The organism is Microcoleus sp. D3_18a_C4 (assembly GCF_036702415.1).
Taxonomy (GTDB): domain Bacteria; phylum Cyanobacteriota; class Cyanobacteriia; order Cyanobacteriales; family Microcoleaceae; genus Microcoleus.
This window is the reverse complement of record NZ_JAUBTI010000025.1, coordinates 1-26,323: the sequence shown is the minus strand read 5'-3', so window position 1 is coordinate 26,323 and position 26,323 is coordinate 1. Positions and strand designations below refer to the sequence as shown.

Here is a 26,323-nt window from a genome sequence, read left to right as displayed (position 1 = left end):
GGCAGCAAGGCCAACTGAATTTCCCTTGCCTTGTGGCCGGAGTTCTGTAAACTGGGAAATACTTTCACACATAATTGAGTTTTGTGCGACAAGTGACTCACTAATGAACTTCCCCGCTCTCTTGGCTTAGAGACTAACCCTTACACTTAAGCTTCTGTAAAGGTCTATGAAATCTGCATCTTCCACCAATTACTCTTCTCTAGACAACGTGATTGATGTCGCTGTTGTCGGCGGTGAAAATCATCATCAGGAACGCTATCCTGCCCCGGAAATTAGGAGCAGTGCAATTATCCCGCGCCAAGGAAACCTCTCCGGCATTCTCGACCTTCTAAATAAGCAAAGTTTCACAGTAGTAGTTAAGGAAGTAGAAGACAAACTTAAGGTTGTCAATCAAACCCTGGGAATGCTCGACAATATCCTGGAGAGCGAGGGATTTGATGCCATCCTCAACGAGATGTTGCAGTCGATTACCCTCAAAACAGGGGAATTGCTGAATGCCGATCGCAGCACGATATTTTTATTAGACGACGAAAAAAATGAACTATGGGCGATCGTAGCTAAAGACGAAAATGGCAAAAACCTAGAAATCCGAGTTCCGGCCCACGTGGGCATTGCGGGAGAAGTAGCCACGTTCCAAAAAGTGGTTAATATCCCTTACGATTTTTACAACGACGAACGATCGGCTAACGCAAAAAAAACTGATGAAAAAACGGGCTACCGCACTTATACAATGCTGGCAATGCCCCTAATTAATGAAGACACAAAAGAGTTAGTAGCAGTTGTTCAACTGATTAATAAACTCAGACCCAATCACGAAAAATACCCGACTTTAGACGAACAAATAGACAGGCACGGATTTACTAAAGAAGACGAACAAGTTTTTAAAGAATTTGCTCCCTCGATTCGCCTAATTCTAGAATCTTCCAAATCTTTCTACGCAGCAACTCAGAGACAACGAGCTGCAACGGCGCTGATGAATGCCGTCAATGCTCTTTCTCAGAGCAGTTTAGACTTAGAAGATACCCTAAAAAGGGTGATGGATCAGGCCCAAGAACTCATGAATGCCGATCGCAGCACCCTGTGGCTGATCGACGAAGAGAAAGACGAACTGTGGACGAAAATCCCGATGGGCGGCAACCTTAAAGAAATTCGCATACCCAGAACCGCCGGTTTTGCAGGCATCGTCGCCCAATCTAGCGAACCGCTGCTGATTCCCTTTGATGTGTACGACGACCCCCGCGCCGCCACTTCCAAAGAAGTAGATCAAAAGTCGGGCTACCGCACTTGCAGTATGCTTTGTATGCCAGTATTTAACTCGGACAAAAAATTGATTGGCGTCACCCAATTAGTTAATAAAAAACGACAAGGAGAATTCCCGCCCTACAACCCGGAAGATTGGCCTCACGCCCCGGAACAGTGGAAAGCGAGTTTCAATCGCAACGACATGGAATTTATGAAGGCGTTTAACATCCAAGCAGGAGTCGCGCTGCAAAACGCCAAACTGTTTGCCGAAGTCAAACAGCAAGAACAAAGACAAAAAGATATGCTACACGCCTTGACTAACGGCGTGATTTCTACAGATAAAAAAGGCAATATAGTAGCAACCAATCCCAGTGCCAAAAACTTACTGGGTGTTAGCGATGCAGAATTAGCCGAAGGTCAATCTTTGCGCGACTTAATTAAGTTAGAAAAAGGCGATTTTGCCAAATGGTTTGATGCTTCTTTGTCTCCCGAAGACGAGAACGACCGCCAGCAGTATTACCCAGATCAAGTTTTGCTGACCTTGGAAGGAGAAGGGCAGAGTATCAATCTCTCGATTAATTCAATGACCGACGCTACCGACCCCAGCAAGGTCAACGGCGCGTTAGTCGTCATGGAAGATATTAGCAGCGCCAAGCAAATCAAAAACTTGATGTACCGTTACATGACTCCAGAAGTAGCCGAAGCGCTTTTAGCTTCAGGCGATACAGGATTGGGCGGTAAGCGCAAAAACGTTTCGGTGCTGTTCTCAGATATTCGCAGCTATACCACACTTACGGAAAAATTGCAAGCCGAAGAAGTGGTAGTGATGCTGAATAAATATTTTGAAGTGATGGTAGATGTCGTATTCGAGTACGGAGGGACTCTCGACAAATACATCGGCGATGCTCTGATGGCAGTTTTTGGCTCTCCAGCGCCCCTAGAGGATCATGCTTGGTGCGCCATGCAAACGGCAGTGAAAATGCGCGAAAAACTGGCAGAGTTTAATGAAGATCGGGTGGCAAATGGCGAATTGCCGATCGGCATTGGTATGGGCGTACATTCCGATGAAGTTGTCAGCGGCAACATCGGTAGTAGCAAACGCATGGAATTGACTTCGATCGGAGACGGCGTAAACCTCGCCTCTCGCTTAGAAGGCGCTAGCAAGCAGTACGGCACCGACTTGATCATCAGCGACAATACTTACAGAGATTATGCCGATCGGCTGTACGTGCGAGAACTCGACTTTATTACTGTCAAAGGCAAAAGCGAACCCGTAATCGTTTACGAACTCGTCGGCATCCGCGAGGGATACTCGCCAGTGGGCAAGTCACTAACCGAAACACAGCAACAAATTATAGAACATTACACGAAGGGGCGCGAACATTACAAAACTCCAGTCAGGCAAAGACTTTCAGAAAGTGAGGTGAAAAACGTCTTAAAGGATGTCGCCGAAATGCCAGAGGCAGAGATTAAGAAACTGTCCTACAATCTAGAGCAACAGTTGGAACACGAACTCAAAAACCTGTTATATCAACTGAAAAAGCTGTCAGAGTACGACCCGAAAAACCTGTCCGAAGCAGACAAACTCATCGTACTGTTGCAGCCAGAAATCCAACTGCTGAAATTGGAAGGAATCAAAAACCTCTCGGAAGACGAAGCCAAAATGCTGCTGCAAGCAAAAATCAAGCCCCTATCAGCAGACGATATTAAATACTTGCAAGAAGGCGAAGTTAAAAAGCTGTTGGAAGCAGACATCTTAGAACCATCAAATCCCCAAATCAAGCGGCTGAAACCAGGAGAGATCAGGCAGCTATTGCAGGCGAAAATTAAAAGTCGGGCCTGCGAGACAGTTGCAGAAATGTTAGATGAGGAATTTGAAAACCTGGGACTCGATCGGGTGAAAAAACTGCTGAGCGAGTTTAAGAAAGCCTTAGAACCAAAAGCCAAGCAAGCTTTTACAGACGCCAAACGCGAATTTAACGCCGTTCTGGAAGTTGACCCGAAAAACAAGGCAGCTAAATTGCACGTCGATCGCTGTATGTTATTTCAGCATAGTTTTTCAGACGTACTCAACTGGGATGGTGTGTGGAATCTCACAGAAAAATAGCAGTAGCCCACAGCAAATGCTGGCGGTGGCGTCAGGGTTCGGGGCGGGGGCGATCGCGATCGGGGGTGCGCCTCCCATCCCACCACCAATTAACCTTAATATCCTATTGAGGTAATTGTAAATAAGCTCCAACAGGTATTATGGTTATCAGGAAGATGGGTTTAAAACCCTGTCCTTTTAGGACGGCTTTGTATTAAAATGCTGAAGACTCAAAGGATCTTTAGGCTCAAGACACGTTGAAACAGCTACGATGAGAGCTCTCCTTAAAGACAGCTAGAAGGGCAATGGTTGACTCTAACCCGGAAGGCAAGAGTAAAAGTCGCCTAGCGGGCATTGGGAGACTTTAAACGGACAGGGAGGGACTGTAAGACTACTTCGGTAGCAAGACCCGATGAACTGTCAAGAATCACCGCTGAAGAGAACGGGCGTGAGTATGTCAAATAACCGGATTTGAATTTGCCAGCGAGATGCCGGGGTTTCGCCCTACGTGTTTCGTTCGCACTACCTACCGCAACAAACTTAGCACTTCTATTATTTGAAGCGCTTAAAAATAGTTATGACGGGCGGCAGCGTTACCCGGTTTCTGAGAAAAATCTTGGAGAAAGGCGACGAAAAATCCGCTCAAAAACCGGGTTTCTCACCCCGCCCGCGTAAGTCTTAATAGCGTTAGTGGCTCCTAAAAAGAGCTTCCTTCGCAGATAGTCAATGTTCTAGTCTTAGATATAGAAAACCACTAGCGTCAGTTATGGATAATTGGAATTCGCAATCGGGAGATGTTGAGTGGGTAGATCAGGTTTACCAACTATTGCTGGAGATTGCTCGGAGCTCGCTGTCAGATATCCCCAGAATCCCGGAAAACATCACTGTTAAGGCTATCCCTTTGATCCAGAAGGTACAAAGCATTCAGCAAAGACCTGACGGGCAAGTGTTCAAATCAGGTTCCTTTTCAGTAAACGATCGCGAATGGGTCGATCGAGTCTGCCAACTATTGGTAGAACTAACCAGCGCCTCTTTGTCCGAACAGCCCAAAATGCCGGAAAACCTTGCAGGCAGATCTTTAGCCCTCGCCGATCGAGCACAAAAAATTAAAGAAGATATCGAAGAAAATGCAGCCCAAACCCCAGCAGATGAAGAGGACAATTCTTTACAGTCTCCAGACGCGCTGCTTTCCCTCTTGCACCACAGTTTGAAAACTCAGCGCGCCAAAAGCTACAACCCCGATGCCCCCGAATGGCAGCAAGTCTTGAGTCTGCTCGACGTAGTGCAGTCAATTTACAAGCAAATCCAAAATTAAATTCAAGCTTAACTCAGGGGCATCTTCCGCAGTGCGAGATCGATCGCTCTTAAAGGCAGTTGGTCTTTGACATAAAAAATTTTTTGCCCTAGCCCGAACATTTCCGATTATTGCACTTTTGTCAATTACACTAGGTTTAATCGGTTCTAGGGCAAGAGAACATGAGCGGACAAAACATCGGCGATTTGTCAAAAGAAATATTAGCCGATCGCTATCAGTGCGATCGGCGGCTCGGCAAGCAAGCAGGAAGGCAAACCTTACTCGCCCGCGACTTAAAAACCCAAAAGCAAGTAGTAGTCAAACTCCTGTCATTCAGCAGCGACTTTAACTGGGAAGACTTAAAACTGTTCCAGCGAGAAGTCGAAACCTTAAAATCCCTATCCCATCCCGCAATTCCCCGATATCTCGACTCCTTTGAAATCGACACGCCCAAGCGCAAAGGATTCGCCCTAGTTCAGACTTACATCGCAGCCAAATCCCTACAAGAATATCTCTCAGACGGCCGCACCTTCAGCGAAAGAGAAGTCAAACAATTAGCCACAGCATTATTAGACATTCTCGCCTACCTGCACCAGCGACAGCCCCCAGTCATTCACCGCGACATTAAACCCAGCAATATCTTACTCAAGAATCGATCGGGAAACAGCGTCGGCGAAGTCTACCTAGTCGATTTCGGTGCAGTTCAAACCCTAGCAACGCAACAGGGAAAAACAGTCACCGTTGTCGGAACATATGGCTATATGCCGCCCGAACAATTTGGCGGGAGAGCAGTTCCAGCTTCCGACTTGTACAGCTTGGGAGCAACATTAATCGCCTTAATTACCAAGCAGCATCCTGCAGATTTGCCACAGCAAGATTTGCAGATTGAATTCGAGCAATTCACCAAATTAAGTCCCGGTTTTACCAATTGGCTGAAGTGGATGACGCATCCCAGTTTAGAATGCCGTCCCGCCTCAGTCCAAATAGCTAAAGAAGTTCTAGAAAAACCACAGGAAATAAATAAATATTCCCAGACATTGAGACTGGGAAAAACGCTAGATACCTCTAGGTTGTTCAAGAATGCGATCGGGCGCAGCACTTGGATGGGCACTCTAGGTGTAGGAGCTTGTGCAGCAATTTACGGCACATTTATTTTTCCGGTAGTGGCGACAATTTTCGGAGGATTAATCGGTCTTCTTCTGGGCTTGCTGCTGGGGTTGGGGAACGGAATAATCGTAGGAATTGTGACGCGCTTGTGGTTTTTTCCCCTAACTAATCCCAAACTTCACCGACAGGTTTTAACTGCAATTAGTATCGTACTCTGTACCTCGACAAGCATCGTCTACTTTCGGATAATGGATTGGAATAAGCTAAACGACTTGAGTGTTGAGATTGTTTTCGTGCTAGCACCGTCCCTAATTGCAGGACTGTCAATGGGGGCAAGTAGCAAGTCTATTGCCCGGTGGTATCAAAAAGAAAGTGGACTGTAATCTAAAATTTACAGTTATGGACGCACTCCGACTCCTAGAAACCGGGTTTTTACGAAAAGCCACGTTACAACTGCCAGACTCGCTAAAAAACCCGGTTTCTGAACCCCGACGTTCCCCTCACACTCAAATTCATGTAAAAAAATATGACCAGCAAAATATTAGCAGAACGCTACGAAGTGCAGCGACAACTAGGAAAACAAACTGGTCGCCAAACGCTGCTGGCTCGTGACTTACAAACTCAAGAATTAGTTGTCATCAAACAGCTATTCCTCGGCAGCGATTTTGAATGGCAAGACCTCAAGCTATTTGAACGGGAAGCGGAAACTTTAAAAGCACTTTGTCACCCAGCAATTCCGCGCTACCTCGATTACCTGGAAATTGACGAACTAAACAGTAAAAGCTTTGCGCTGGTACAGACTTATGTAGAGGGAAAAACTTTGCAAGAGCATTTGCGATCGGGGCGGACTTTTAGCGAAAGCGAGGTGAAACAATTAGCTAAATCGCTGTTAGCAATTTTGAATTACTTGCACAAGCAAAATCCGCCTGTTATTCACCGTGACATTAAACCCAGTAATATTTTACTGCACAGCCGATCGGGTAACTCGGTCGGACAAGTTTATTTAGTTGATTTCGGTTCGGTGCAGAACCAAGCTGCAAAATTTGGCGGCACAATTACAGTAGTGGGAACTTACGGGTATATGGCACCCGAACAATTTGGCGGGCGCTCGGTTCCGGCTTCTGACCTCTACGGTTTAGGTGCAACTTTAATTTATTTGGTAACGGGTTTGCATCCCGCCGAACTGTCGCAGCAGGATTTGAAAATTCAATTTGCCGATCGGGTAACGCATCTCAATCCTAATTTAATAGATTGGCTGGAGTGGATGACAGAACCAAGTTTTTCCAAACGGTTATCTTCGGCTAGGGAAGCATGGCGAGGGCTTAAAAATCCCCGCCCGATCAACAAAAATCCTCTGGTGGTGCTGCAGCCACAAGGCAGCGATATTAAACTTACAAAAAAATCGGAATTTATAGAAATTGTAATTCCGCCCAAAGGCATCGGTTTTGGTTTAATTGCCACGCTTTCGGCTCTGGTATCTGCGAGTCCTGTCTCATTTATAGCAAGGGATATGTTGAGCGATGCGTTAAAGATAAATCCCCAATTTTTTATAATAATATCAGGAAGTTTGTTATGTATGGCAGGACTAAAGTTGATATTTGCACTATTTCGGGAAAGGCGTCTCAGAATCGATCGCCAGCAAATCTCCTGTAGCAGCCATCTACTGGGGTTGAGATGGAATCATGCCAAGCCATCTCCCAGGAACGAGATTTGCCAGTTGGAAATTCAACAACGTGAATATAGAAACAGCGGTATTGGTGTAAAAGTTATAAAAGTTATGATTTTTGCTTTTTCAATCCCTAGAGAGTTATATCAAGCGGCATCATTATTTATGCAGGAGAGCCACTCGGAAGTGAGATTAGGGAAAGTCTATCAGATGATAGTTCAAGCAGGCAACCACAAATATCAGTTAGGAGAGAAGGAGGGACTAAGTGAATCAGAAATCAAGTGGTTAGCAACAGAACTGAGCCAGTGGTTGAGATTGAAAATTCAAAGAACTTTGACAGACGGTCAAAAGAAGAGATCGATGTGAAAATATCTCCCTCGCCCAAACAAAGCATTCCCCTCTCAAATTGTGGGATGGGCGTCCCGCCCGTCCGCTCTCTCTTGTGTGGGATGGGCGTCCCGCCCGAAAGCGTGTATTCCCCCAGCCGGCGACACACTCGTCCGCTTTCGGTCAATCTCATGCAGCCGAAAGGCCCGATCGCCCGTAAAATGCTATCAAAGGGATTTGGCAAGTAGCACTCATCCCAATCATCTGTTAACTTGGAGATATTGTTGTGGACTTATCGCTAATTCCGGCACAGCCGAAACCAGGACTGCTCAACGTCCTCATCGAAATTACCGCCGGTAGCAAAAACAAGTACGAATTTGATAAAGACTTACAAGCCTTTGCTCTCGATCGGGTGCTTTCTTCCTCAGTCCAATATCCGTGCGACTACGGCTTCATACCCAATACCTTAGCCGATGATGGCGACCCCCTCGACGGCATGGTCATGATGGATGAGCCCACATTTCCAGGGTGCATTATCGCAGCCCGTCCGATCGGAATGCTGGAAATGATCGACGGAGGCGACAGGGACGAAAAACTTTTGTGCGTTCCCGACAAAGACCCCCGCTATGCTCACTATAAGTCCCTCAAAGACGTAGCCCCCCACCGCTTGGACGAAATAGCCGAATTTTTTAGAACCTACAAAAATTTGGAGAAAAAAGTCACGGAAATTCTGGGTTGGCAAGATGTCGATCAAGTCATGCCCTTAGTCGAAAAGTGCATCGCAGCCGATCGCAAATAAGTCCCTAGCCCGTACTCCTCGACTGCAACCCGACTAAAAACTCAGGAGGCCGAACTTAAGGCGATGCTGCACGTCAGGGGATGCAGTCGAGGAACGGGTGGCTAGAATGTCAAATCAGTCGTGTAATGCCGACTCACCGGAACAGCATTCCTCAAAACCCCATCCCGGCCCCAATCTTGAAAAAAATACTACTCCTAGAGTAAGATGAAGCGCAAATTCTACCCCAGAGGAATGCGTTCTACGTTTGAGGAAGTTTTACCCTAACACTTAGAGCGATCGGCGCTATCTTAATCTCAGAACACAGAACACGGCGGGCTGCCCGGATGATGCAACAAATCATCTCTCAAGCGTGACATCTCCTACACGAATCGGTAAGGTTGAGAATTCTAACAGCCCAAGTATTAGGCACTCGAATAGTTTCCCGATCGAGGGCTTTATTATAGTACAGATTGCTAAAAACTAAAAAGTAAAAACTAAGATTTCAACTCCCAAGTTCCAGCCCCCAAAACTAAAAAAAATGCCAGATTCCGCACCCTCTCTAGCCAATCCACAGCCTTCCGATCGCAAAGCCCCTATGGAAAATAGTCCTTTGACCGAGTTTGTCGTTCAGTTTTGGGGCGTGCGGGGCAGCATCGCCACCCCCGGCACCAAAACACTTCGCTACGGAGGCAACACCTCCTGTGTAGAAATGCGCTTGGGCAAAAAACGCCTGATTTTTGACGGCGGTACGGGCCTGCGAGTTCTAGGCCTAAACTTGCTGCGGCAAATGCCGGTGGAAGCCCATATGTTTTTCAGCCACACTCACTGGGATCACATTCAAGGGTTTCCGTTCTTTACTCCCGCCTTTATCCCAGGGAACTGTTTTCACATTTACGGTGCGATCGCCCCCAACGGCACTACAATCAAACACCGTCTTGCCGACCAAATGGTGCACCCCAATTTCCCCGTCCCCATCCAGGTGATGCAGTCAGACCTCAAATTCAACGATTTGACGCCTGGGGATATTCTCGAACTCGACGATGTGAAAATAGAAACGGCACTGCTGAACCATCCCAACACCGCGATCGGATATCGAGTCACCTGGGAGGGACACACGGCCGTCTACTGCACCGATACAGAACATTTTCCCGATCGCCTGGACGACAATGTGGTACACCTAGCTCGCAACGCCGACGTGCTGATTTACGACGCCAACTACACCAACGAAGAGTATTACGACTTCAAAACCCCGAAAGTCGGCTGGGGACACTCGACTTGGCAAGCAGGAGTAGAAATAGCGAAAGCTGCTGGAGTCAAAAAAATCGTGATGTTTCACCACGATCCGGGCCACGACGACAATTTTCTCGATGGCGTAGAAGCAGACGTGCAAGCAGCGTTCGCCAATAGCTGCTTAGCCCGCGAAGGTATGAGCATACCAGTGATTTAACCAAAAATAAATTCAGAATTATGAAACAGGAAAAACCCCGCAAACGTCGCAGAGTAGGCTTGCGGGGGCTTTACTCAACGTTGGTATTGTTGATAATTATCTGCTGTACCTGCGGCGGATGGGTTGCAGATCAGACTGCCTACTCTCGCACTCCCGCGCGACTTGCTCAGGTTTCTTCGATCGAGGATACTGGTACGGTCGATCGCATCCCCGAACGCTACCAACTCGGACAACAACTATACCTAGAAAACTGCGCCACCTGTCACATCGCTTTACCGCCGCAAGTCTTACCTACAGAAACCTGGCGCCGGTTGCTGCAAGATCCCCAACACTACGGACAAACCATCAAACTGCTAGTAGACCCGCCCCGCCTGCTAGTCTGGAACTACCTGCAAACTTTTTCCCGTCCCCAAGCCAAAGACGAAGAACTCGCCTACCGAGTCGCCAGTTCTCGCTATTTCAAAGCATTGCACCCCAAAGTCAAAATGTCACAACCCGCAAATATCAGCAGTTGTGTTACTTGTCACCCCGGCGCATCTAAATATAATTTCCGCAATCTTACCGCCGAGTGGCAAAACTCTCCGTAGGGAATGCAGGATTGAATCACAAACTATTGAGTAGGGGGGTTATGCGGGCAGATTAAGTTGTGGGTGTATCCCGCTAAGGCGGATGAAGAGATTTTAGGCCCACGGAAAGTCATTGTAATTATGTCATTCTGAGCGGAGTTTACTTGCAGAGCGTAGTGTCAATCTCGACTCAAAAAAATTAAGATTTTCCCATATCTATGCTGCAACCCACCATTTTATCATATTCATAATCTCAACTAGCCCTAAATTTAGGACACACTTCAAACGCCAACTGTGAACGATAAAAACAGACATCAAACTCCATAAAAAAGTTTAACTGGCCTAAAATAATAGGCGGATCGTTAGATTTAGCCCAAGCAAAAGCCAAACGAACAGGTGGAAAATCGCTAATTTGTCCCACAACAGCTAAACCCCTTGCTTCCACTGGCGCAAGATTACCTGCTAACGGAATTGAAAGCGTTTGCTCCTCCCAAACAGCTCCCAACGCTAAACCAACATGGTACGGTAAAACATTAAGACTCGATCCCGTATCCAACAAACCCACAGTCTCCGAAATACAATCCCGATAGCTTAAAGTTATGGGTACACAGGGAAAAAAATTAGTTTCTCCTGCTTGATTCCTTCGTTCGATAAAAGAAAATCGTTTAAAATTTCGCATTTTCTTTCGTTTCTTCTTGTTCTAATAAGCTCATTAATTTCTGGGCAGCATCACCATAATCATAAGGCGACCAAACACGATAACCCGCGCCATTATCCAATGGCTTTAACATTTCTTCTTTCGCCAATTCAGCCATTAAAAATTGCATTATTTGAAACTTCTCGGCCGGGGATAACTGCCGCAGTTGGTCTAATAATTCAAGATTTGACATAAAACGCCATTGAATTCATTTTTCTATCTTACCACGACCTTGAGGTTTAAACCACTCCAAAACATCACTGTCTATGCGTAAGGTGAGTTGAGCTTTAGTCTGAGGGTTGGGCAAACCTCGCCCAACTACTGCTAAGCGCAAACATTTTAGGCGTAATTTCAGGGCAATCAGATAAATCAATATCTCGATCGCTTATGGCATCGAGGCCTTGCGAGTCAGTTTGAGATTGGCTCGAAGTAAATTTGTTGTTCATATTTTGTGGCTGTAAAACACAAACTAAACAGGCAAAAACAATTCGGAAAAACTAATTTCAAGGTCAGGAAAAGCTAGCATTCTCATCACAGCATTATCTGCAACAACTGTCTCAGATTGATAGCCTCCCGGTGCAGGATTCCGATAAATATATGCCTCCCGCGCCGCTACATCTAAAATCCAATATTCAGGGATATTTGCTCTAGAATAAATCGGGGCTTTTTCCTGGCGGTCAATGTGTAATGTCGCGTAAGAAACTTCAATTAACAGCAAGATTTCGCTAGGATTTGGGTGATGGTCGCGATAATCTCCCGGATCGATACAAACAATAGCTATATTTGGTTCCGGTTCCGAAGTTGCTAAAGTAATTGGCAACTGCACGCGAATTAATGCTAAATCTCTTAGCAGGTGTTGTAGATATCGATCGCTGCGTTGGGTTGTAGCAGCATGGGGTGGAGTTTGTGCGCTCATTTCAACAATTCTCCCATCTAGCAATTCAATCTTATCACCTTCAGTGAGAATGCCAGCTTCAATCATGCGGTGATATTCTTCGACTGTCCAAGTTCTTTCTTTTGTTGCTGTCATAATCTTTGCCTGCAAAAGCTTACTTCATATTATAGTAATTGCCGATTCAATCAAAAAACACTGGTTTGTCCGGTGCTGGTCGAGCTCCCTTTTGAAAGCGTTCCCAAGACTGTTTTAATTGAGCAGGATCTGGATATTCGCGATCGTAAACCACCAGGACATTCGTCAAATTCCGTCCCGGCGGCAATAAAATCTGCCCTTGATGAGCCAAACCCACGGAAGCACCACCGTCCAAATTCATCGCTTCAAAACAGCCGTAGCACGGGCGAGGGCGGGACGCATCGCTTGCATAACCTTAGCTTCTGCGTCCAAAGACAAACTATCAAAAAAAATTATCAAAAATAACTTCTCTCTCGAAGTCGGAAAGCCGATCGCCGTTCTCGAACCCACGCCCACAACATGAGAATCTTTAAAACCTTCCGATAAAGGAGACAGCCAAACTTTCCCCCCTTTAACCAATCTCGGCCCGCAAGTCAAAGAAAACCAATATTGACTCCAATCCAGCTTACGCTTACTGGGCCTGGCACCTTACAAATAACCTCTCGCTTTACCCTCATCAATAACTCTGACGGCTAACGGTGAAGTTTTGCGGCTGCCGATAACGTCTGTTGCAACTGAGATGTTGCACCATTCTCAATAAGCTTTTTATGAACAGGCTTTCCGGCCTGTTCCACAAAAAAATTCACTCTTTGTGGAACAGGCATCTTGCCGGTTCCTGAGAATGGTGCAAGATGTGAGTTGCAAAACCCACCAAACTTGCTAGTCCGTTCCAACGGAGTGGTTAGCAGCAGCTTGAGTAGCCTAGAAGTAAAAAATCTGTGCCTTTAGCTACTTTTTGACCAATTGTTATGATATCTTAACTTTAGCGGAGGCTAGTTCAGGCAATTTAAGAAACCTGGTTATCAAGTAACCTGATTTATGATTGACCGTAAAAAAATTCAACTGAAATGGGAAAGTTATTGGTTTAAAACCCTTGGGAGATGGCGATCGTGTCCATTGGCCTGCCCAATAGACAGACCTCATCCTCGGCATATTTTTTGGAGTTTGATTGGCAGTTTTTTGGCAATTACTGCAACGTCCTATCTTGCTCTAAAAACTAATTCTCCTTTACTAATGGCTCCGTTTGGCGCTACAAGCGTTCTGATCTTTGGTGTCCCTGACAGCCCTTTGGCTCAACCCCGGAATGTCATTGGGGGCAATTTCTTCGCTGCTCTCATCAGTTTAATCATTCTGCATTTTCTCGGTTCTTCTCCCTGGGCGATGGGAATGGCTGTTTCTAGTGCGATCGGAATTATGCAGATTACCCGAACTCTACATCCGCCTTCGGGAGCAGTTGCCTTAGTCGTCATGATGACCCAACCAGACTGGAAATTTTTGCTAACACCTGCTTTTGAGGGTTCAATAATCTTGGTCTTGTGCGCCGTCATCTTTAATAATTTAGCGGCAGAAAGGACGTATCCCAACCACTGGTTATAGCATTATCTCTAATGATTTCATCCTTCCCTTGGGAGCACCACCCAAAATCTGGATGCTCCCTCGATTCCTTCTTTCTTCTTCCTTCTTTCCTCCATCCGTTAGATCCCGATTCAGTGCGCGTTGCCGAACTTCCTTCTGCTAGATCAATCAAAAAACACTGATTTGTCCGGCGTTGGTCGAGAACCCTTTTGAAAGCGTTCCCAAGACTGTTTTAATTGAGCAGGAGCCGGATTTTCGCGATCGTAAACCACCAGCACATTCGTCAAATTCCGTCCCGGCGGCAATAAAATCTGCCCTTGATGAGCCAAACCCACCGAAGCGCCCCCGTCCAAATTCATGGCTTCAAAACAGCCGATCGCCCGCATAACATTAGCTTCTGCTTCCAAAGACAAACTATCAAGAAAAGTCACCAAAAATAACTTATCTCTCGAAGCCGGAAAGCCGATCGCCGTTCTCGAACCCACGCCCAAAACACCAGCATCTTTAAAACCTTCCGACAAAGGAGACAGCCAAACTTTCCCCCCTTTAACCAATCTCGGCCCGCAAGTCAGAGAAAACCAATGTTGACTCCAATCCGGCTTACCTTCAGTTCTAGCCGTCACCATTTCCAATTGATTTCCCGCTTTAATCCCCAAAGTCGTGCCGTAATTTTCCCATCGGCTGTATTTCAGAAACTTACCCGCCGCCACCATATTTCCCAGCACCGATTTCTGATCGTCTTTACCAAAAAAAGTCCCGTTAGCAACAACAGCAGCCCGGTAACGCGACACCATATTTTCAAAAGGTTCGTCGCCCCGCGTTACTTTAGAAGTATTAGCAAAATCTGCATTATTAGCTAACCCAATTGTGATATAATTTTCTGGGTCGGCGAGGTCAATAGTTGTGAGATAAAAACTTGCGCCAGCTACAGTTTTTATTCTGACTTGTACGGGTTTTGCTTGCTTAGCAGAACGTCTGATAATTTGAGGTTGAGACGGCTGCGTAGCAGGATAATTTTCGGGCGATTTTACAATAGGATTACTCGGCAGAGGTTGATTGGTTTTTGCCGATTTTACAATGGGATTGCTAGGAAGAGGTTGAGGAGTTTGATTTGATTGTATACTTGATAAAAAAGCGAGTGACTTTTGCCACAGTTGAGCCCCCAGAGTCAAGAAAGTATCTCGGTTTTTGGCGATCGCAAAATAGTCAGCCAAAACCCGCGCCAAAGCTATGCCCGTTAAAAATAAAAAAGTGCGCCGCAGCATCGGGCGACAACCTTCAGACTGTTTGCGTTTAGACATAAAAAATCTCAGCTAGGATAGCGAACAGATACATTTAACCCGGTAAATTCAGGACTAAGCCAGAATTTGCCGTGTATGGCAAGATAGAGAAAGCTGCAAGCTTTTCTATCAGGGAGGTATCTCTCAAAGCTTTCAATAAAATATTGCAAGCGCCATTGAAATCTCTGTCCAGAGTGTGTCCGCATTCTGGACATTTAAAGATTTTAGACCCGTTTAATTTAGTGTGGATATGTCCACACTTTGAGCAAGTTTTCGATGTGTACTCTTCTGTTACGTCTACTACAAAGCCCCCATGTTTAGCGGCTTGATGCTTCAACATTTGTTTAAAACGATAATGACTCAAAGTTACCATCGCTCTAGCTGTTTTAGTTGCCAGTCTGCGCTTGCCTTTCTTGACCATTTGTTGCGTTTCAAAGGTCGGCAACAAAATTAATTTGTATTTGACTGTCAAATGTTTAGCAGCTTTTTTGTGCAATTCATTGACTAAGTTTTTAATCTTAATCCGAATTTTTGCTGCTGACTTTCTCAAGGAATACCTCAACCGCTTGAGTTGCCTTCCTTTGCTCAACCCTATACGTGACATTAATTTGTCTAGATGTCTTGCCAGTCGATAGATACGACCGATATCATTCTTTCCTATTTCGATAAATTCACTGCCGTCAAAGCCAGTAATAAAAGTTCTCACGCCGGGGTCTAAAGCAATAGCTAAATCGCTTTTAATTGCTTCTATTTTAGGTGCATCAACAGCATAGCCAATAAACCATTGCCCGTCGCTCAAGCTTAGTGTTGGTTCGTGTTGCATTTCTTCAATAATAGGCTCCGATGCTTTAAAGCTTAACCCCTTAGTAGACAGCGGATAAAAAGTCCCGGATTTCCAATTACACTTTTGGAACCTGATAGTCTGAGATGCGTCGAAACGGCTTCTAAACTTTGCTATTCCTTTTGACTTCTTAGCTGCTTTATGTGCTTCAAAAGCTTGAAATACTGCCATTTGTCGCGGGTTGTAAGGTTGCTCTGATACCCAAGCAGGAGCCAAGTCCATTACTTTTTTTCTTAAGTCGTACTTGCCAATTCTTTCGTTTTTAACAATAGCAATTGCTTGGTTGTAACACCATCTACTTGCTGCAATCCAAGTCCTCCATTTCGCTGCTAGCCCGATTTCCGGGTAAACTCGGATCTTCTTTGATAGCAGATTTGTATTTTCGGAGTCCGTAGAGTCGGCAACTGAAGACGTGGATGATGGCAAGGATATCTTCAACCATTTCTCGCTCTGGAGACAATTCACTTCTACTGAGAACCATGAGTTCGCAATCGTTCTGCTCGCAGATCCATTTGATGAGGTCGCCACCAAACCTTGCGAGTCTGTCTTGGTGTCCGACCACAACTGTTGAGATAGATCCTGACATGATTTGTCCCAAAAGGGCAAGCAGTGATTTTCTTTTGAAGTTGAGTCCGCCTCCGATATCTTTGAAGACTTTAGCTTGCGGGTAGAGACTTTGGAGGTAGCCAACTTGTCTTTCGAGGTCTTCTCGCTGTTTGTAGCTGCTGACTCTGGCATAGATAGCTGTGACTCGGTTGTGTTTTGTTCCGAGAACGCTGTCAATGTCGTAGCGGCGCTGGTTGGAGGGAGTTCTGATTGCTGATATTTTGTCGGCAAGCTCCCAGTTTCTAAGCGTTTTTTCTGAGACTTGCAGGATTTTGCAAGCTTCTCGCGGTGTGACATATTTGGTCATCGGTGGCGGTAGAATGTTCTTAATCTAAGTTACCACCATCTACCAGCATTTACCGGAAAATTCCGGAAAATTATTTATTTCACATTAACAGTTTTCTATGGCTGTGACTATAGCGGTTCTCGGAAAGATGAGGTATTCACCAATTAATTAAAAATTCCCCAATCCCCCAATCTAAAATCTAAAATCTAAAATCTAAAATCTAAACTTGTACCTCATCTATCTGAGAAAGGCTATATAATGGGCGATCGCCCGAATTCTGAAACTAACAGTAGCAAGGTGCTCCATCGCGCACCTTACCACTAATTCACAACTCAAAACTATTTGCCTAGCCGGTATTCCGCATCCCCGCAGCAATACCATTAATCGTCAGCAGAGCTCCCCGCAACAATTCACCCTTGCTATAACGCGAGTGAATCACCCCCGGAACCCCGCCACTACCGTGCTGCCGCAAGCGTTTCAGCAGCGAAACCTGCAACAAACCCAAAGGCACAATCGTCGCATTTCGCAACTGCACCGATCGCTGCAGCGATGGATCTTCGTCCAACAAACGTTGGTGTCCGGTAATCGTTAAAACCAAATCGCGAATCAAGTGAAATTCGGCAGCAATTTGATCGAATAAAGCCTTAAAACGCTCCCTGTCCGCTGGCAAAGCTAACTCCTGCACGTAGTGTTCTGCAATCTGCAAATCCACCTTCGATAAAGTCATTTCCACCTTAGAAATTACCATTCTAAAAAACGGCCATTTCAAGTAGAAATACTGCAAAAGTTTCATGTGTTCTTCCGGTTCCTCCAGCAAAAACTCTTGCAAAGCTGTACCGACACCGTACCAAGAAGGCAGCAAAAAGCGGCTTTGAGTCCAGCTAAACACCCACGGAATTGCTCGCAAACCGCTGATGTCTTTTTTGCCACCGCGACGGGCCGGGCGAGAACTAATTTGCAACTGGCTGATTTCTTGAATCGGGGTAACTTGGTGGAAGAAATCAACTAAATCCGGCTGTTCGTAGATTAAATTGCGGTAGTGCGATCGCGATCGCGCCGATAACTCCTCCATAATCTCATTCCAAGGGTCGATGCCATCAAAACCAGTGTGCAGCAAACTCGCTTGAATTACCGCCGCCGCCACCGTTTCCAAATTGTAAAGCGCCAACTCCGGCAAAGAATATTTAGAAGCCAAAACCTCCCCTTGTTCAGTAATCTTAATTCGCCCGTTAATACTCTTTCCAGGCTGAGCCAAAATTGCCTTGTAAGCAGGCCCGCCGCCGCGCCCTACAGAACCGCCTCGGCCGTGAAAAATTCGCAACTCCACACCGTGTTTTTCCGCAACCATTTGCAAAGCCTTTTGAGCTTTGTGGATTTCCCAATTGCTGCTGAGGAAACCAGAATCTTTATTGCTGTCGGAATAGCCCAGCATCACCTCTTGCAATTTGAGAGTTTCGATTGGGCATTTGAGATTGTCTGCGTTTTTTACCGCTAGTTCCTGCGCGTATCCTCCTGTTAGCAAAGCTCGATAAAGCGGCAGATCAAAGATTTTTTGCATTACTTCCGGCGCTTTTTTCAAATCTTCCACCGTTTCAAACAGGGGAACTACTTGAATACTGCTAATTCCTGTCGCCGGATCGTAAAGTCCCGCTTCTTTTGCTAACAGCAAAACCGCCAGCAAATCGCTGACATCGTGGCTCATGCTGATGATGTAAGTTTCGCAAATTTCCGGGCCAAACTCCTGCTGCATTTGCCGCAATATTCGGAAGGTATTGATCGTCTCGCAAGTTTTGGGAGAAAATGGCAATTCTGCTGGAATTAAAGGGCGACGAGTTTGCAGTTCCGTTGCCAGCCAAATAATTCGATCGCATTCCGACATTTGATTGTAAGGCTTTGGCAAAATTTGCAAGTATTCAGCAATTTCCCTCAAAGCCTCCGAGTGTACAGTTGACTCTTGGCGAATATCTAGGTAAGCCAAATTAAATCCGTAAATTTCTACTTGGCAGAGCAGATTTTCCAAGTCCCGACAGCTCAAACCTGTTTCCACTAAATTGTGCTCGATGAGCTTGAGCTCGGTCAAAAACTCAGCGCCCGATCGATAAAGGCCGGTCATTCCGGGATTTTCCGACAAAGCTTCGCGTTCCCGCTGCAACTCGTCTCCTTTGTAGAGCCGCCAATTACGATCGCGCGTATTTTCCAGTCGCTGCTGCACGTAGGCCAGCTTCAACCGATAAGGTTCTTGCCTATAGCGAATCGCCCACTGCTCGTAAACCTCCGGGAATTCCGATTTGTCGCGATCGAGAGATTCGAGCAATTCCGGCAGCACGTCGCTCCAGTGCAGCGACAAACTCAAAAGTTCGTTCAGTCGCTTCACCGCCGCGATGTACTTCTCTAGCACCAAGTGGCGCTGATAGCAAGCCGTTTGCCAAGTAACTTTTGGAGTCACAGAAGGATTGCCGTCCCTGTCGGAACCCACCCAAGAACCGAACTTGCAAAAATTGTAACTCGGCGGTTTCAGATAAGGATAAGAAGCGTGGATCGCTTGCTTTAAGCGCTGGTAGAGTTCGGGAATAGCATCAAACAGAACTTCCTCGAAGTAGTGGAGAGTGTATTCCACCTCGTCAAGTACAGTCGGCTTGAATTGGTGCAGTTCGTCAGTGCGCCACCAGAGGCGAATTTCTTCCATCAGTTGCTCTTGGAGAGCCGCCGCTTCCCAGCAAGACACCGGGTAGGGGCTTTGAGAGTCGGTTCCGATCGCCTGAAATTTCTCGTCAACTTGGTCTAGCTGTTGGAGAATCTTCGCCATTCGCCGCTGCTTGGTGCGGATCGTGTGGCGGACAATTTCTGTCGGGTGAGCCGTGAATACTAAGCGGATGTCTAACTGATCGATCAACCGCTGGATTTGCTGGCTGGGCACGTTCAAGCGCAGCAGCATCGGGAACAGTTGGTGAAAAGTGCCGGCATCTCGGGCGATCGTCTCGCCGCTGTCTGCACCGCGAGGAGCCATTTGGGCGGGGACTGGGCCTTCCCGGTGGCGGGGGCGATCGGGGGCATCCGTTGCTTGTCCTGGCAGCTTAGAAAACATCCGCCCACCAGCGTCGTTGCTGCTAGCGTAAGCTAGCTGTTGGTCTCGCTGTTCGTAGTGCTGTTCGACAATGTTGATCAACTGGAAATACAGTGCAAAAGCCCTAGCGGCGCGGATGGCGGCGTTGAGGTCGAGCTTTTCGATTAGCTGTACGACATTCGACTCGCGAAAGTGAGTGGCTTGTCCCTCGGCGGAATTGACCGATCGCATTTGTTGGAGCAAATCCACCAATTCCTGCCCGCACTCCTGTCGCAGCACCGATTCCCACAAGTCCTCTACAACTTTGAGGCGATTTCGTAGAAACAGGTCTGATTTTGAGTAAGCGGGAAAAGGGGAAATAGATGTTGCATCAATAGCCTGTTCTGAAGACTGGAGGACTGAACTCATCGGGCTGTTCCTCAATAGCTGCGGGTGTCAAGAAAATTGTATGGTTTAGTTTCGCCTAAAACACTTTTGTTTGCAGTCAAATTTGAGACTTATTGCAACGTTAAAAGTAGAAGGCACTTATGTACAAAGTATAAGGAAAGATTAATTTTTACAGCACGGATTGTACCTATTGTCAAGCTTTCAGGTCAGTTAACTTGCGATTTGAGATTGTAGACGATCGGCGTGAGACGTTCGGCCAGAAGTCAGTTGAGTCGCGCTAAGTCGAACACTTTTAGATTTACTTCAAAGATGAACCTGGGATTTTGAACTAGGGTCGAAAATTTTTATCTGTCCCCGACAGGAGTACGTGGCACCGTATCCGTTTTTGGGCGGGGTCACAAAATTCAACTTCTAGCAGCAGCATCCTTCCTTGGGCTTTCTAATCCTGTGATTGAGGAAAGTTGAGTACGGGGAGGCGCGAACCCCGAAAGACTTCTTCGCTTTCAACGCCGATCGACGCAACAAACTCAGCAGCAGCTTTAGCCACCACCAACCCGCCCAGCATGGGTAAGGCGACCAAGCTCAATAAGATGTCTGAGGGAACCGGCAATTTTGGACTGTTAGGTGTTTGAGTTTTGAGCAAGTCTTGGTTTTCCGACGGCATAAATCTTTCCTGCGTATTCTGTTATCCCTAGTTTACAAGCTAGGGCGGGTTTTCTTGCCTCGTTGTATCCTAGATTGGGGCGAGATTCGTGTTCATCCAAGAATTAGTGCCGTGTCATCGCAGGCCAGACATAGCTGCGTGCCGAGCTCCCCTGAAGGATGTTACACAAAAATCAGAGCGCACGACGATCGCACGTACAACAGCTTTTTCAAGCCGATCGCTCGCCCGCACGATCATGCAGCGTGTAAAAAAGTGAGAACGCCCGTTTGTTCAATCAGACCGGCCGATCATCGACTCAAAGGAAATTGTACCCGGTGTGCGATCGCCATTTCAGCTCAAACTATCGACAATAATTCGAGCGCACAAAATAACTAGCCCGCCCCGGTCGATCGACTCAAAGGAAATTGTACCCGGTGTGCGATCGTCCGCAATTTAAAAATTCAGACTTGGTTGTTGTTTCGCTCCACCATCTCTCGTAACTGGAGCTGATATTTTATGACCTAATTCTCACTAAGGAATGAAAAATAAATAAGTTGATGAATTATCGGTTATACTGAAAAAAGTGCGCTTATTGCAATTTTCACCCAAACATAAATTAACTCACAACGGATTTTTCTCCTCAACTACTCTAATTGGCGTTTAAACCCATGTCTTATTCTAATTCACTTGAGTCAGAAATGAAAAAATGTTATAAATCCTTATCAGAAAAGTATAAAAGAAGGTATGCAGCTATCGACGCTCCAAAATTAGGATGGGGTGGAATTAGCTATGTAATGCAACTTTTGGGATGCAGTCGAAACACCATCGTCAAGGGAATAGAAGATTTAGAAAAAATGGACTCAGAGACACTCAATAGTTCCAGGGTAAGAAAGAAAGGAGGCGGAAGAAAAAGTATTCTGTCTACTCAAATCGGCATTGATGCAGCATTTTTATAAGTTTTAAAAAATTACACGGCGGGAGACCAAATGAATGAATTAATCAAATGGACTAATTTGACGCATAAAGAAATAGCTGCGGGACTACGAGCGGCAGGTTTTACCCTTAGTCTCCCCTTAGTAGCCCAACTTTTAAAAAAGCATGGGTATGTGAAACGAAAAGCTCAAAAAAAACAAACAATAGGAATTCATAAAAATTGGGATGCTCAATTTAAAAACATTGCTAGACTTGATGCAGAGTATAGAGAAGCCAGCCACCCTATTATTAGTTTTTACACCAAAAAGAAATAAGTTTTAGGCAATTTGTATCGTCCGGTAACTCTCTATACAAAAGAACCAGTCACTACTTTAGATCGTGATTTTTGGAGTTTAGGTCACGGCAAAGTGATCCCACATGGAATTTATAATTCTCAACAAAACCGAGGATATATAACATTAGGAAATACTAAAGATACCAGTGAATTCGCCTGTGAGTCTTTAAAAACTTGGTGGAATAATTATGGTAAAGCTACCTACCCTAACGCTAATTCTATCTTGGCCAAATGTGATGGGGGAGGTAGTAATAATGCTAATCATTATATTTTTAAAGAAGATTTGCATAAATTAGTTAATGAAATAGGAATTGAGATCAGAATTGCTCATTACCCTCCTTATACATCTAAATATAATCCGATAGAACATCGACTTTTTCCTCATATTACCAGGGGTTGTCAAGGAGTAATTTTTACAAGTTTAGAATTAGTGAAAGTTATCGTAGAAAAAACTCACACTAAAACGGGACTATCTGTAGCTGTAAATATCCTTAATAAAGTTTATCAAACGAATCGAAAGGTGGCTGATAATTTCAAAAATACTATGCAAATTGTTTTTGACAAATATTTGCCCAAATGGAATTATCGAGCCGTACCCCAACCTGAGTAATTCATTAAGTTATTTATTTTTCATTCCTAAAGATAGCTTGTTTCAGTGCGACGGCTGAAGTGTTTGAGCCGAAGCGTGCGGCGAACTCGATCGAGGAAAGGAGATTCCGATGGGGAGTAATAACGGGTTGACATACATCATCAAGCTGCGGTATTATTCGATTATATCCAGTATTGTACCGCAACTGCGATATAATTATCAGCATATGCAAGCAATCCTTTTAAGCCGTGAAGAAGTTGCTCAACGTGCAGAGCAACTATACGAAAGCAGAATCCGCCAAGAAGTGGAAGTTGAAGAAAATATTGGCAAGATGGTCATCATTGACATTGAGACAGGTGACTACAGGGTTGATGCAAATGGCCTACGCGCTGCTGACTTCTTGAGCGAGAAACATCCCAATGCCCGACTCTTCGGGATTAAAATTGGGTATAACGTTGCTGCTGCTTTTGGTGGCGGTGTCATGGAGCGCATCGTCAAGTGATTTCAGGTATTGTGGCTGACGGACACGCGATTATCACCATCCCATTTCGGATTCCGAATCGTACTGACTTCCCGATCGAGTTTGTAGTAGACACAGGATTTACAGATGAGCTTTGTTTACCACCAGAAGCAGTGGCATTGCTGAATCTTCCGTTCAAATACGATATGCGTGCAAATTTGGCAGACAACAGCCGAGTGATGCTGCCTCTTCATAAAGCAATTATTATTTGGAACGGAGAGGAGCGAGAAACTCGTGTGTTTGCGACAGGACGACGACCCCTAGTTGGGACTGCTTTGCTAGATAACCATGAGCTTGTGATCCAGTTTACGGAAGGTGGGTTGGTAACGATTGATGAGTTGTAGTCCTCAGCATCGGTGCAAACGCAGGCTAACAAGTCGTTGACACTCTCAGCGGTGAACCGACTGAGATTCTTGAAGAGTCCAGAACCTGAACTTCAAAGGCATTGTCAAGGTGCCTCTAGACGCTCAAAACAACTACCCATACAAGAGGTATTGCAATTGCGGTTACTTGAAATTTCAAATTGCTTTGAAGCTCAGTTATCTTCACGTTAAGGTTGAATTGCTGCATGAAGATAACAGATCGATACATTAAAGTAGATTCCATCCACACTCGTTACTGGAGTGCAGGAACTCAAGGAAGTCCTGTCATTTTGCTCCACAGTGGCGGCAGTTCAATCGAAATGTGGGAACAGAATATTCAAGCCTTAGCTCAAAACTATCGTGTGTTTGCCTTTGATATGGTCGGTACAGGTTTATCAGACAAGCCAGCAGTCGCTTATTCATTGGACTACCAACTTCAGTTTCTGAAAGCTTTCCTGGATACACTCGATATCCAAACAGCAAGTTTGATTGGCAATTCAATGGGCGGAAGCATTGCACTCAAGTTTGCCCTAGAATCGCCAGAGCGAGTGAGTAACCTCGGATTAATATCGAGTTTTGGATTGGGACGAGAAATCGATATTGCTGACCGTCTACTGGCGGCGTTTCCAGCGATCGCTAAACGGATTCCGCCCAGTCGAAGGGGTGTAAGAATGGTACTGAACAGTTGCGTTTACGATCCTAAATCAGTGCCAGAGGCATGGATTGAACTGAATTATCAGCGGTTTAATCTCCCCGGTCAAAAGGAATCCCTAATTTCTCTGCTAGTTGCTAATTTGGATTTTTGGGGTGTCCGTCGAGAGGTTTTCAGTCCGATCGTTCAACACCTCGATCGCATCAAGATCCCAACCTTAATTATTTGGGGAAAACAAGACTCAATCACGCCAGTTGCTCATGCGTATGTTGCTTCCCAAAAGATTCTCAATTCACAGTTGTATATTTTTGAGCGGTGTGGGCATTGGGCGCATGTTGAGTATCCAGAAAAATTTAATCGTTTAGTTTTGGAGTTTTTAGCATAATTCTCAATCTACCGCCAGCCAACTAACACGGCGTTGGAGCCGAAGGGCGAAAAGCTATCGGTCTCCGTTTCAGTAATATCTGCCTCGGCTCAACTGTGTCGTTATCTCGTAAACGCCGCCTGACTTTGGAGATGGTTCGGAAGCTCGATCGCCAGTTTGACCTACAGAAAATTGGTAGAATCAATAGAGATGCTCGATCGCGCACCATGCAACAAGCTAGTAGCTTCAAAAAAAAGATGTTTGTGTAAATCGTTAAAATAGTACCAAAAACAACCAAGGAGAAACCCATGTTAACCCTAGAAATGGCAATCCAAAAAATCCAACTTTTTTCCCCAGAACAACGCAATAAAGTTATTGAATTTATCGAATTTCTAGAATTTCAAGCCAGCCAAACTAAAACGATAGAACCAAAAAAAGATGACTCCAATCAAGAACAATCCTTTTTTGAGCTAGCCGGAATCTGGGAAGAAAAAAATATCACTATAGACGACATTCGCAAAGACGCATGGGGCAAAGAAAATCAATGATTTTGTGTGACACCAATATTCTCATCGAATTATATAAAAACAATCACTGATTGGGAGCGTTATCTCATAAACGCTGCCTGACTTTGGAGATGATTCGGAAGCTCGATCGAGAGTTAAGGTGACATACTCCCACATCAAGCTGAGTACAGCTATGATGTGGGCGTCTTTGCAGCCCGATGAAGGGTATACAAAATTTCCTTCGCGGTACTATCATCCATAGTTCCTACAACAGAAAGATTCCCGCTACGGCGTTTTATTGTGGGGAAAATGTCCAACCCCAACCTCTTCAAGTTAATCGCGGCATTAACATCACGATCTACTATTAAAGAATGCTGCTCATCCCAATAATTTCGTATACCGCAATCGGTGAAAATAATTTCATTCCGATAGCACAGAACCATTGAAGTATAAGCAGGTTTTTGCGGAACGACGACTGACCCAGCTTTTTCGGCTATGTATTCCAGCGTCTTGAAAAATTGACCGAACGCAGCATCCAGCCAAGACTTATTTAATCCTGATTTTGCTGATTGACCGTTCGGGAGGTAATTACCCTCATCATCTTGCTTAACTTTATTCCGCTTCGTTAAGCCTTTTAAGTTTAAGTCCTCATGGAAGAAGAATTTAGCTCCAGACTTGACAAGTTTGTGAGCCGTTTTGTAATGAAAGTCTTGGCGAGAACGCGCTATTTTTTGGTGCTGTCTCGCCTCTCTTTTGGCTAGTTTCCGTCGGGCTCTAGAGCCACGCTTCCGCTTATTCCGATTCCTTGAAATACGGTCTAATTTAGCTGGGTTTTTGCGAAGCGGTTTCAAAGAAGGTAACTTTTCACCCGACGATGTTGCCAGGTAGACATCTTCGTGCAGCACCGCATCCAGCCCGATTGAGTTGTCCCAGCTTGGGGTAACTTTGTCGGGAATAAACTGTGGCACCGAAACGTCTTCAAGCATTATCTGAACGAACCAACCGTCAGCCTTTCTAGTTACACTAATTTGTTTGACGGTAAATCCGTCGGGGACCCTGCGGTGCATCCGAACTTTTACGGTTCCTAACCTCGGCAGTCGAATGTAAAGCCAATTCTTGCGAACCAGCTTAATCCAATCGCTGTTAGCCGTAGAAAAAGTCATCGTTCGGTAATCCGCTTCCGTCTTAAATCGGGGTCTACCAGATCGCCCGCCTTTACTATCCCCTACTATAAACCGCTCAAAGGCTTTGTCTACTCGCT

29 protein-coding genes and 1 pseudogene are annotated in these 26,323 nt (G+C 45.5%); 16 read left to right on the top strand and 14 right to left on the bottom strand.

Features of this window, described 5'->3' with window-relative positions:
• Positions 1-166: 166 nt before the first annotated feature.
• The 8 genes from QUB16_RS13900 to QUB16_RS13865 all read left to right on the top strand — a co-directional run bounded on the left by QUB16_RS13900 (position 167) and on the right by QUB16_RS13865 (position 10,534).
• A complete protein-coding gene (locus tag QUB16_RS13900) occupies positions 167-3,349 on the top strand; it encodes a GAF domain-containing protein (protein ID WP_333316839.1) in 3,183 nt (1,060 codons plus the stop codon).
• A gap of 745 nt (positions 3,350-4,094) precedes the next feature.
• Positions 4,095-4,643 carry an inorganic pyrophosphatase gene (locus QUB16_RS13895; RefSeq protein ID WP_333316837.1) on the top strand — a complete coding sequence of 183 codons (549 nt, stop codon included), beginning with the start codon at positions 4,095-4,097 and terminating at the stop codon, positions 4,641-4,643.
• Between the two features lie 161 nt (positions 4,644-4,804).
• Positions 4,805-6,112, top strand: a complete 1,308-nt coding sequence (locus QUB16_RS13890) for a serine/threonine-protein kinase (protein ID WP_333316835.1) — start codon at positions 4,805-4,807, stop codon at positions 6,110-6,112.
• A gap of 143 nt (positions 6,113-6,255) precedes the next feature.
• Entirely contained in the window at positions 6,256-7,761 is a 1,506-nt protein-coding gene (locus QUB16_RS13885) for a serine/threonine-protein kinase (RefSeq protein ID WP_333316833.1), read from the top strand.
• Positions 7,758-7,970, top strand: coding sequence for a hypothetical protein (locus tag QUB16_RS13880; protein ID WP_333316831.1), 213 nt, complete (start codon positions 7,758-7,760; stop codon positions 7,968-7,970). The genes QUB16_RS13885 and QUB16_RS13880 overlap by 4 nt, the downstream gene beginning before the upstream one ends.
• A 38-nt stretch (positions 7,971-8,008) precedes the next feature.
• Positions 8,009-8,521 (top strand): inorganic diphosphatase, encoded by a 513-nt coding sequence (locus QUB16_RS13875; RefSeq protein WP_006634582.1) that lies wholly within the window; start codon positions 8,009-8,011, stop codon positions 8,519-8,521.
• Positions 8,522-9,038: 517 nt separating this feature from the next.
• A complete protein-coding gene (locus QUB16_RS13870; protein WP_333316829.1) occupies positions 9,039-9,947 on the top strand; it encodes an MBL fold metallo-hydrolase in 909 nt (302 codons plus the stop codon).
• A gap of 20 nt (positions 9,948-9,967) precedes the next feature.
• Positions 9,968-10,534, top strand: coding sequence for a diheme cytochrome C (locus QUB16_RS13865; RefSeq protein WP_333316827.1), 567 nt, complete (start codon positions 9,968-9,970; stop codon positions 10,532-10,534).
• A 232-nt stretch (positions 10,535-10,766) separates the two neighbouring features.
• Here QUB16_RS13865 and QUB16_RS13860 read toward each other — a convergent pair whose 3' ends face one another.
• From QUB16_RS13860 to QUB16_RS13825, 8 genes are all read right to left on the bottom strand, one after another.
• On the bottom strand, positions 10,767-11,192 hold the full coding sequence (locus QUB16_RS13860; RefSeq protein WP_333316825.1) for a hypothetical protein: 426 nt from the start codon (positions 11,190-11,192) through the stop codon (positions 10,767-10,769).
• Positions 11,179-11,403 (bottom strand): hypothetical protein, encoded by a 225-nt coding sequence (locus QUB16_RS13855; protein WP_333316823.1) that lies wholly within the window; start codon positions 11,401-11,403, stop codon positions 11,179-11,181. The genes QUB16_RS13860 and QUB16_RS13855 overlap by 14 nt, the downstream gene beginning before the upstream one ends.
• A gap of 15 nt (positions 11,404-11,418) precedes the next feature.
• Entirely contained in the window at positions 11,419-11,517 is a 99-nt protein-coding gene (locus QUB16_RS13850) for a BrnA antitoxin family protein (protein ID WP_333101671.1), read from the bottom strand.
• On the bottom strand, positions 11,498-11,656 hold the full coding sequence (locus QUB16_RS13845) for a hypothetical protein (RefSeq protein WP_333316920.1): 159 nt from the start codon (positions 11,654-11,656) through the stop codon (positions 11,498-11,500). Before QUB16_RS13845 ends, QUB16_RS13850 begins: the two co-directional genes overlap by 20 nt.
• 23 nt (positions 11,657-11,679) lie before the next feature.
• On the bottom strand, positions 11,680-12,240 hold the full coding sequence (locus QUB16_RS13840; protein ID WP_333316821.1) for a Uma2 family endonuclease: 561 nt from the start codon (positions 12,238-12,240) through the stop codon (positions 11,680-11,682).
• 46 nt (positions 12,241-12,286) lie between these two features.
• Positions 12,287-12,481: a hypothetical protein gene (locus QUB16_RS13835; protein WP_333316819.1), complete on the bottom strand. Its 195-nt coding sequence runs from the start codon at positions 12,479-12,481 to the stop codon at positions 12,287-12,289.
• Positions 12,478-12,717 (bottom strand): hypothetical protein, encoded by a 240-nt coding sequence (locus QUB16_RS13830; protein WP_333316817.1) that lies wholly within the window; start codon positions 12,715-12,717, stop codon positions 12,478-12,480. Before QUB16_RS13830 ends, QUB16_RS13835 begins: the two co-directional genes overlap by 4 nt.
• Before the next feature lie 95 nt (positions 12,718-12,812).
• Entirely contained in the window at positions 12,813-12,944 is a 132-nt protein-coding gene (locus QUB16_RS13825; protein ID WP_333316815.1) for a hypothetical protein, read from the bottom strand.
• A gap of 214 nt (positions 12,945-13,158) precedes the next feature.
• Between QUB16_RS13825 and QUB16_RS13820 the strand changes: the two genes are divergently transcribed.
• Positions 13,159-13,716, top strand: a complete 558-nt coding sequence (locus QUB16_RS13820; RefSeq protein ID WP_333316813.1) for an HPP family protein — start codon at positions 13,159-13,161, stop codon at positions 13,714-13,716.
• A gap of 143 nt (positions 13,717-13,859) precedes the next feature.
• On the opposite strand, the gene QUB16_RS13815 is transcribed toward QUB16_RS13820, so the two are convergent.
• From QUB16_RS13815 to QUB16_RS13795, 5 genes are all read right to left on the bottom strand, one after another.
• On the bottom strand, positions 13,860-14,996 hold the full coding sequence (locus QUB16_RS13815; RefSeq protein ID WP_333316811.1) for a phosphodiester glycosidase family protein: 1,137 nt from the start codon (positions 14,994-14,996) through the stop codon (positions 13,860-13,862).
• Between the two features lie 34 nt (positions 14,997-15,030).
• The gene (locus QUB16_RS13810; protein WP_445251124.1) at positions 15,031-16,125 is read right to left on the bottom strand and encodes an RNA-guided endonuclease InsQ/TnpB family protein; all 1,095 of its coding nucleotides are present in this window, start codon (positions 16,123-16,125) and stop codon (positions 15,031-15,033) included.
• The gene (locus QUB16_RS13805; RefSeq protein WP_333135348.1) at positions 16,112-16,729 is read right to left on the bottom strand and encodes an IS607 family transposase; all 618 of its coding nucleotides are present in this window, start codon (positions 16,727-16,729) and stop codon (positions 16,112-16,114) included. Before QUB16_RS13805 ends, QUB16_RS13810 begins: the two co-directional genes overlap by 14 nt.
• A 325-nt stretch (positions 16,730-17,054) precedes the next feature.
• A complete protein-coding gene (ppc, locus tag QUB16_RS13800) occupies positions 17,055-20,180 on the bottom strand; it encodes a phosphoenolpyruvate carboxylase (protein WP_333316808.1) in 3,126 nt (1,041 codons plus the stop codon).
• A 418-nt stretch (positions 20,181-20,598) separates the two neighbouring features.
• Complete coding sequence (locus QUB16_RS13795) at positions 20,599-20,823, bottom strand: hypothetical protein (RefSeq protein WP_333053485.1); 225 nt, start codon at positions 20,821-20,823, stop codon at positions 20,599-20,601.
• Between the two features lie 647 nt (positions 20,824-21,470).
• Between QUB16_RS13795 and QUB16_RS13790 the strand changes: the two genes are divergently transcribed.
• From QUB16_RS13790 to QUB16_RS13760, 7 genes and pseudogenes are all read left to right on the top strand, one after another.
• The gene (locus QUB16_RS13790) at positions 21,471-21,758 is read left to right on the top strand and encodes a hypothetical protein (protein WP_333316807.1); all 288 of its coding nucleotides are present in this window, start codon (positions 21,471-21,473) and stop codon (positions 21,756-21,758) included.
• A gap of 15 nt (positions 21,759-21,773) precedes the next feature.
• A pseudogene (locus tag QUB16_RS13785) lies at positions 21,774-22,679 on the top strand (ISAzo13 family transposase); the annotation flags it as partial.
• Positions 22,680-22,788: 109 nt separating this feature from the next.
• Positions 22,789-23,160 carry a hypothetical protein gene (locus QUB16_RS13780; protein WP_333316805.1) on the top strand — a complete coding sequence of 124 codons (372 nt, stop codon included), beginning with the start codon at positions 22,789-22,791 and terminating at the stop codon, positions 23,158-23,160.
• Positions 23,157-23,522, top strand: coding sequence for a clan AA aspartic protease (locus tag QUB16_RS13775; RefSeq protein WP_333316803.1), 366 nt, complete (start codon positions 23,157-23,159; stop codon positions 23,520-23,522). The genes QUB16_RS13780 and QUB16_RS13775 overlap by 4 nt, the downstream gene beginning before the upstream one ends.
• A gap of 224 nt (positions 23,523-23,746) precedes the next feature.
• Positions 23,747-24,577 carry an alpha/beta fold hydrolase gene (locus QUB16_RS13770; RefSeq protein WP_333316801.1) on the top strand — a complete coding sequence of 277 codons (831 nt, stop codon included), beginning with the start codon at positions 23,747-23,749 and terminating at the stop codon, positions 24,575-24,577.
• Positions 24,578-24,672: 95 nt separating this feature from the next.
• Positions 24,673-24,825 carry a hypothetical protein gene (locus tag QUB16_RS13765; RefSeq protein ID WP_333316799.1) on the top strand — a complete coding sequence of 51 codons (153 nt, stop codon included), beginning with the start codon at positions 24,673-24,675 and terminating at the stop codon, positions 24,823-24,825.
• A 39-nt stretch (positions 24,826-24,864) separates the two neighbouring features.
• A complete protein-coding gene (locus tag QUB16_RS13760) occupies positions 24,865-25,104 on the top strand; it encodes a DUF2281 domain-containing protein (protein ID WP_333316797.1) in 240 nt (79 codons plus the stop codon).
• A 149-nt stretch (positions 25,105-25,253) separates the two neighbouring features.
• On the opposite strand, the gene QUB16_RS13755 is transcribed toward QUB16_RS13760, so the two are convergent.
• The coding region (locus QUB16_RS13755; protein ID WP_333316795.1) for a transposase at positions 25,254-26,323 on the bottom strand (1,070 nt) is incomplete at its 5' end.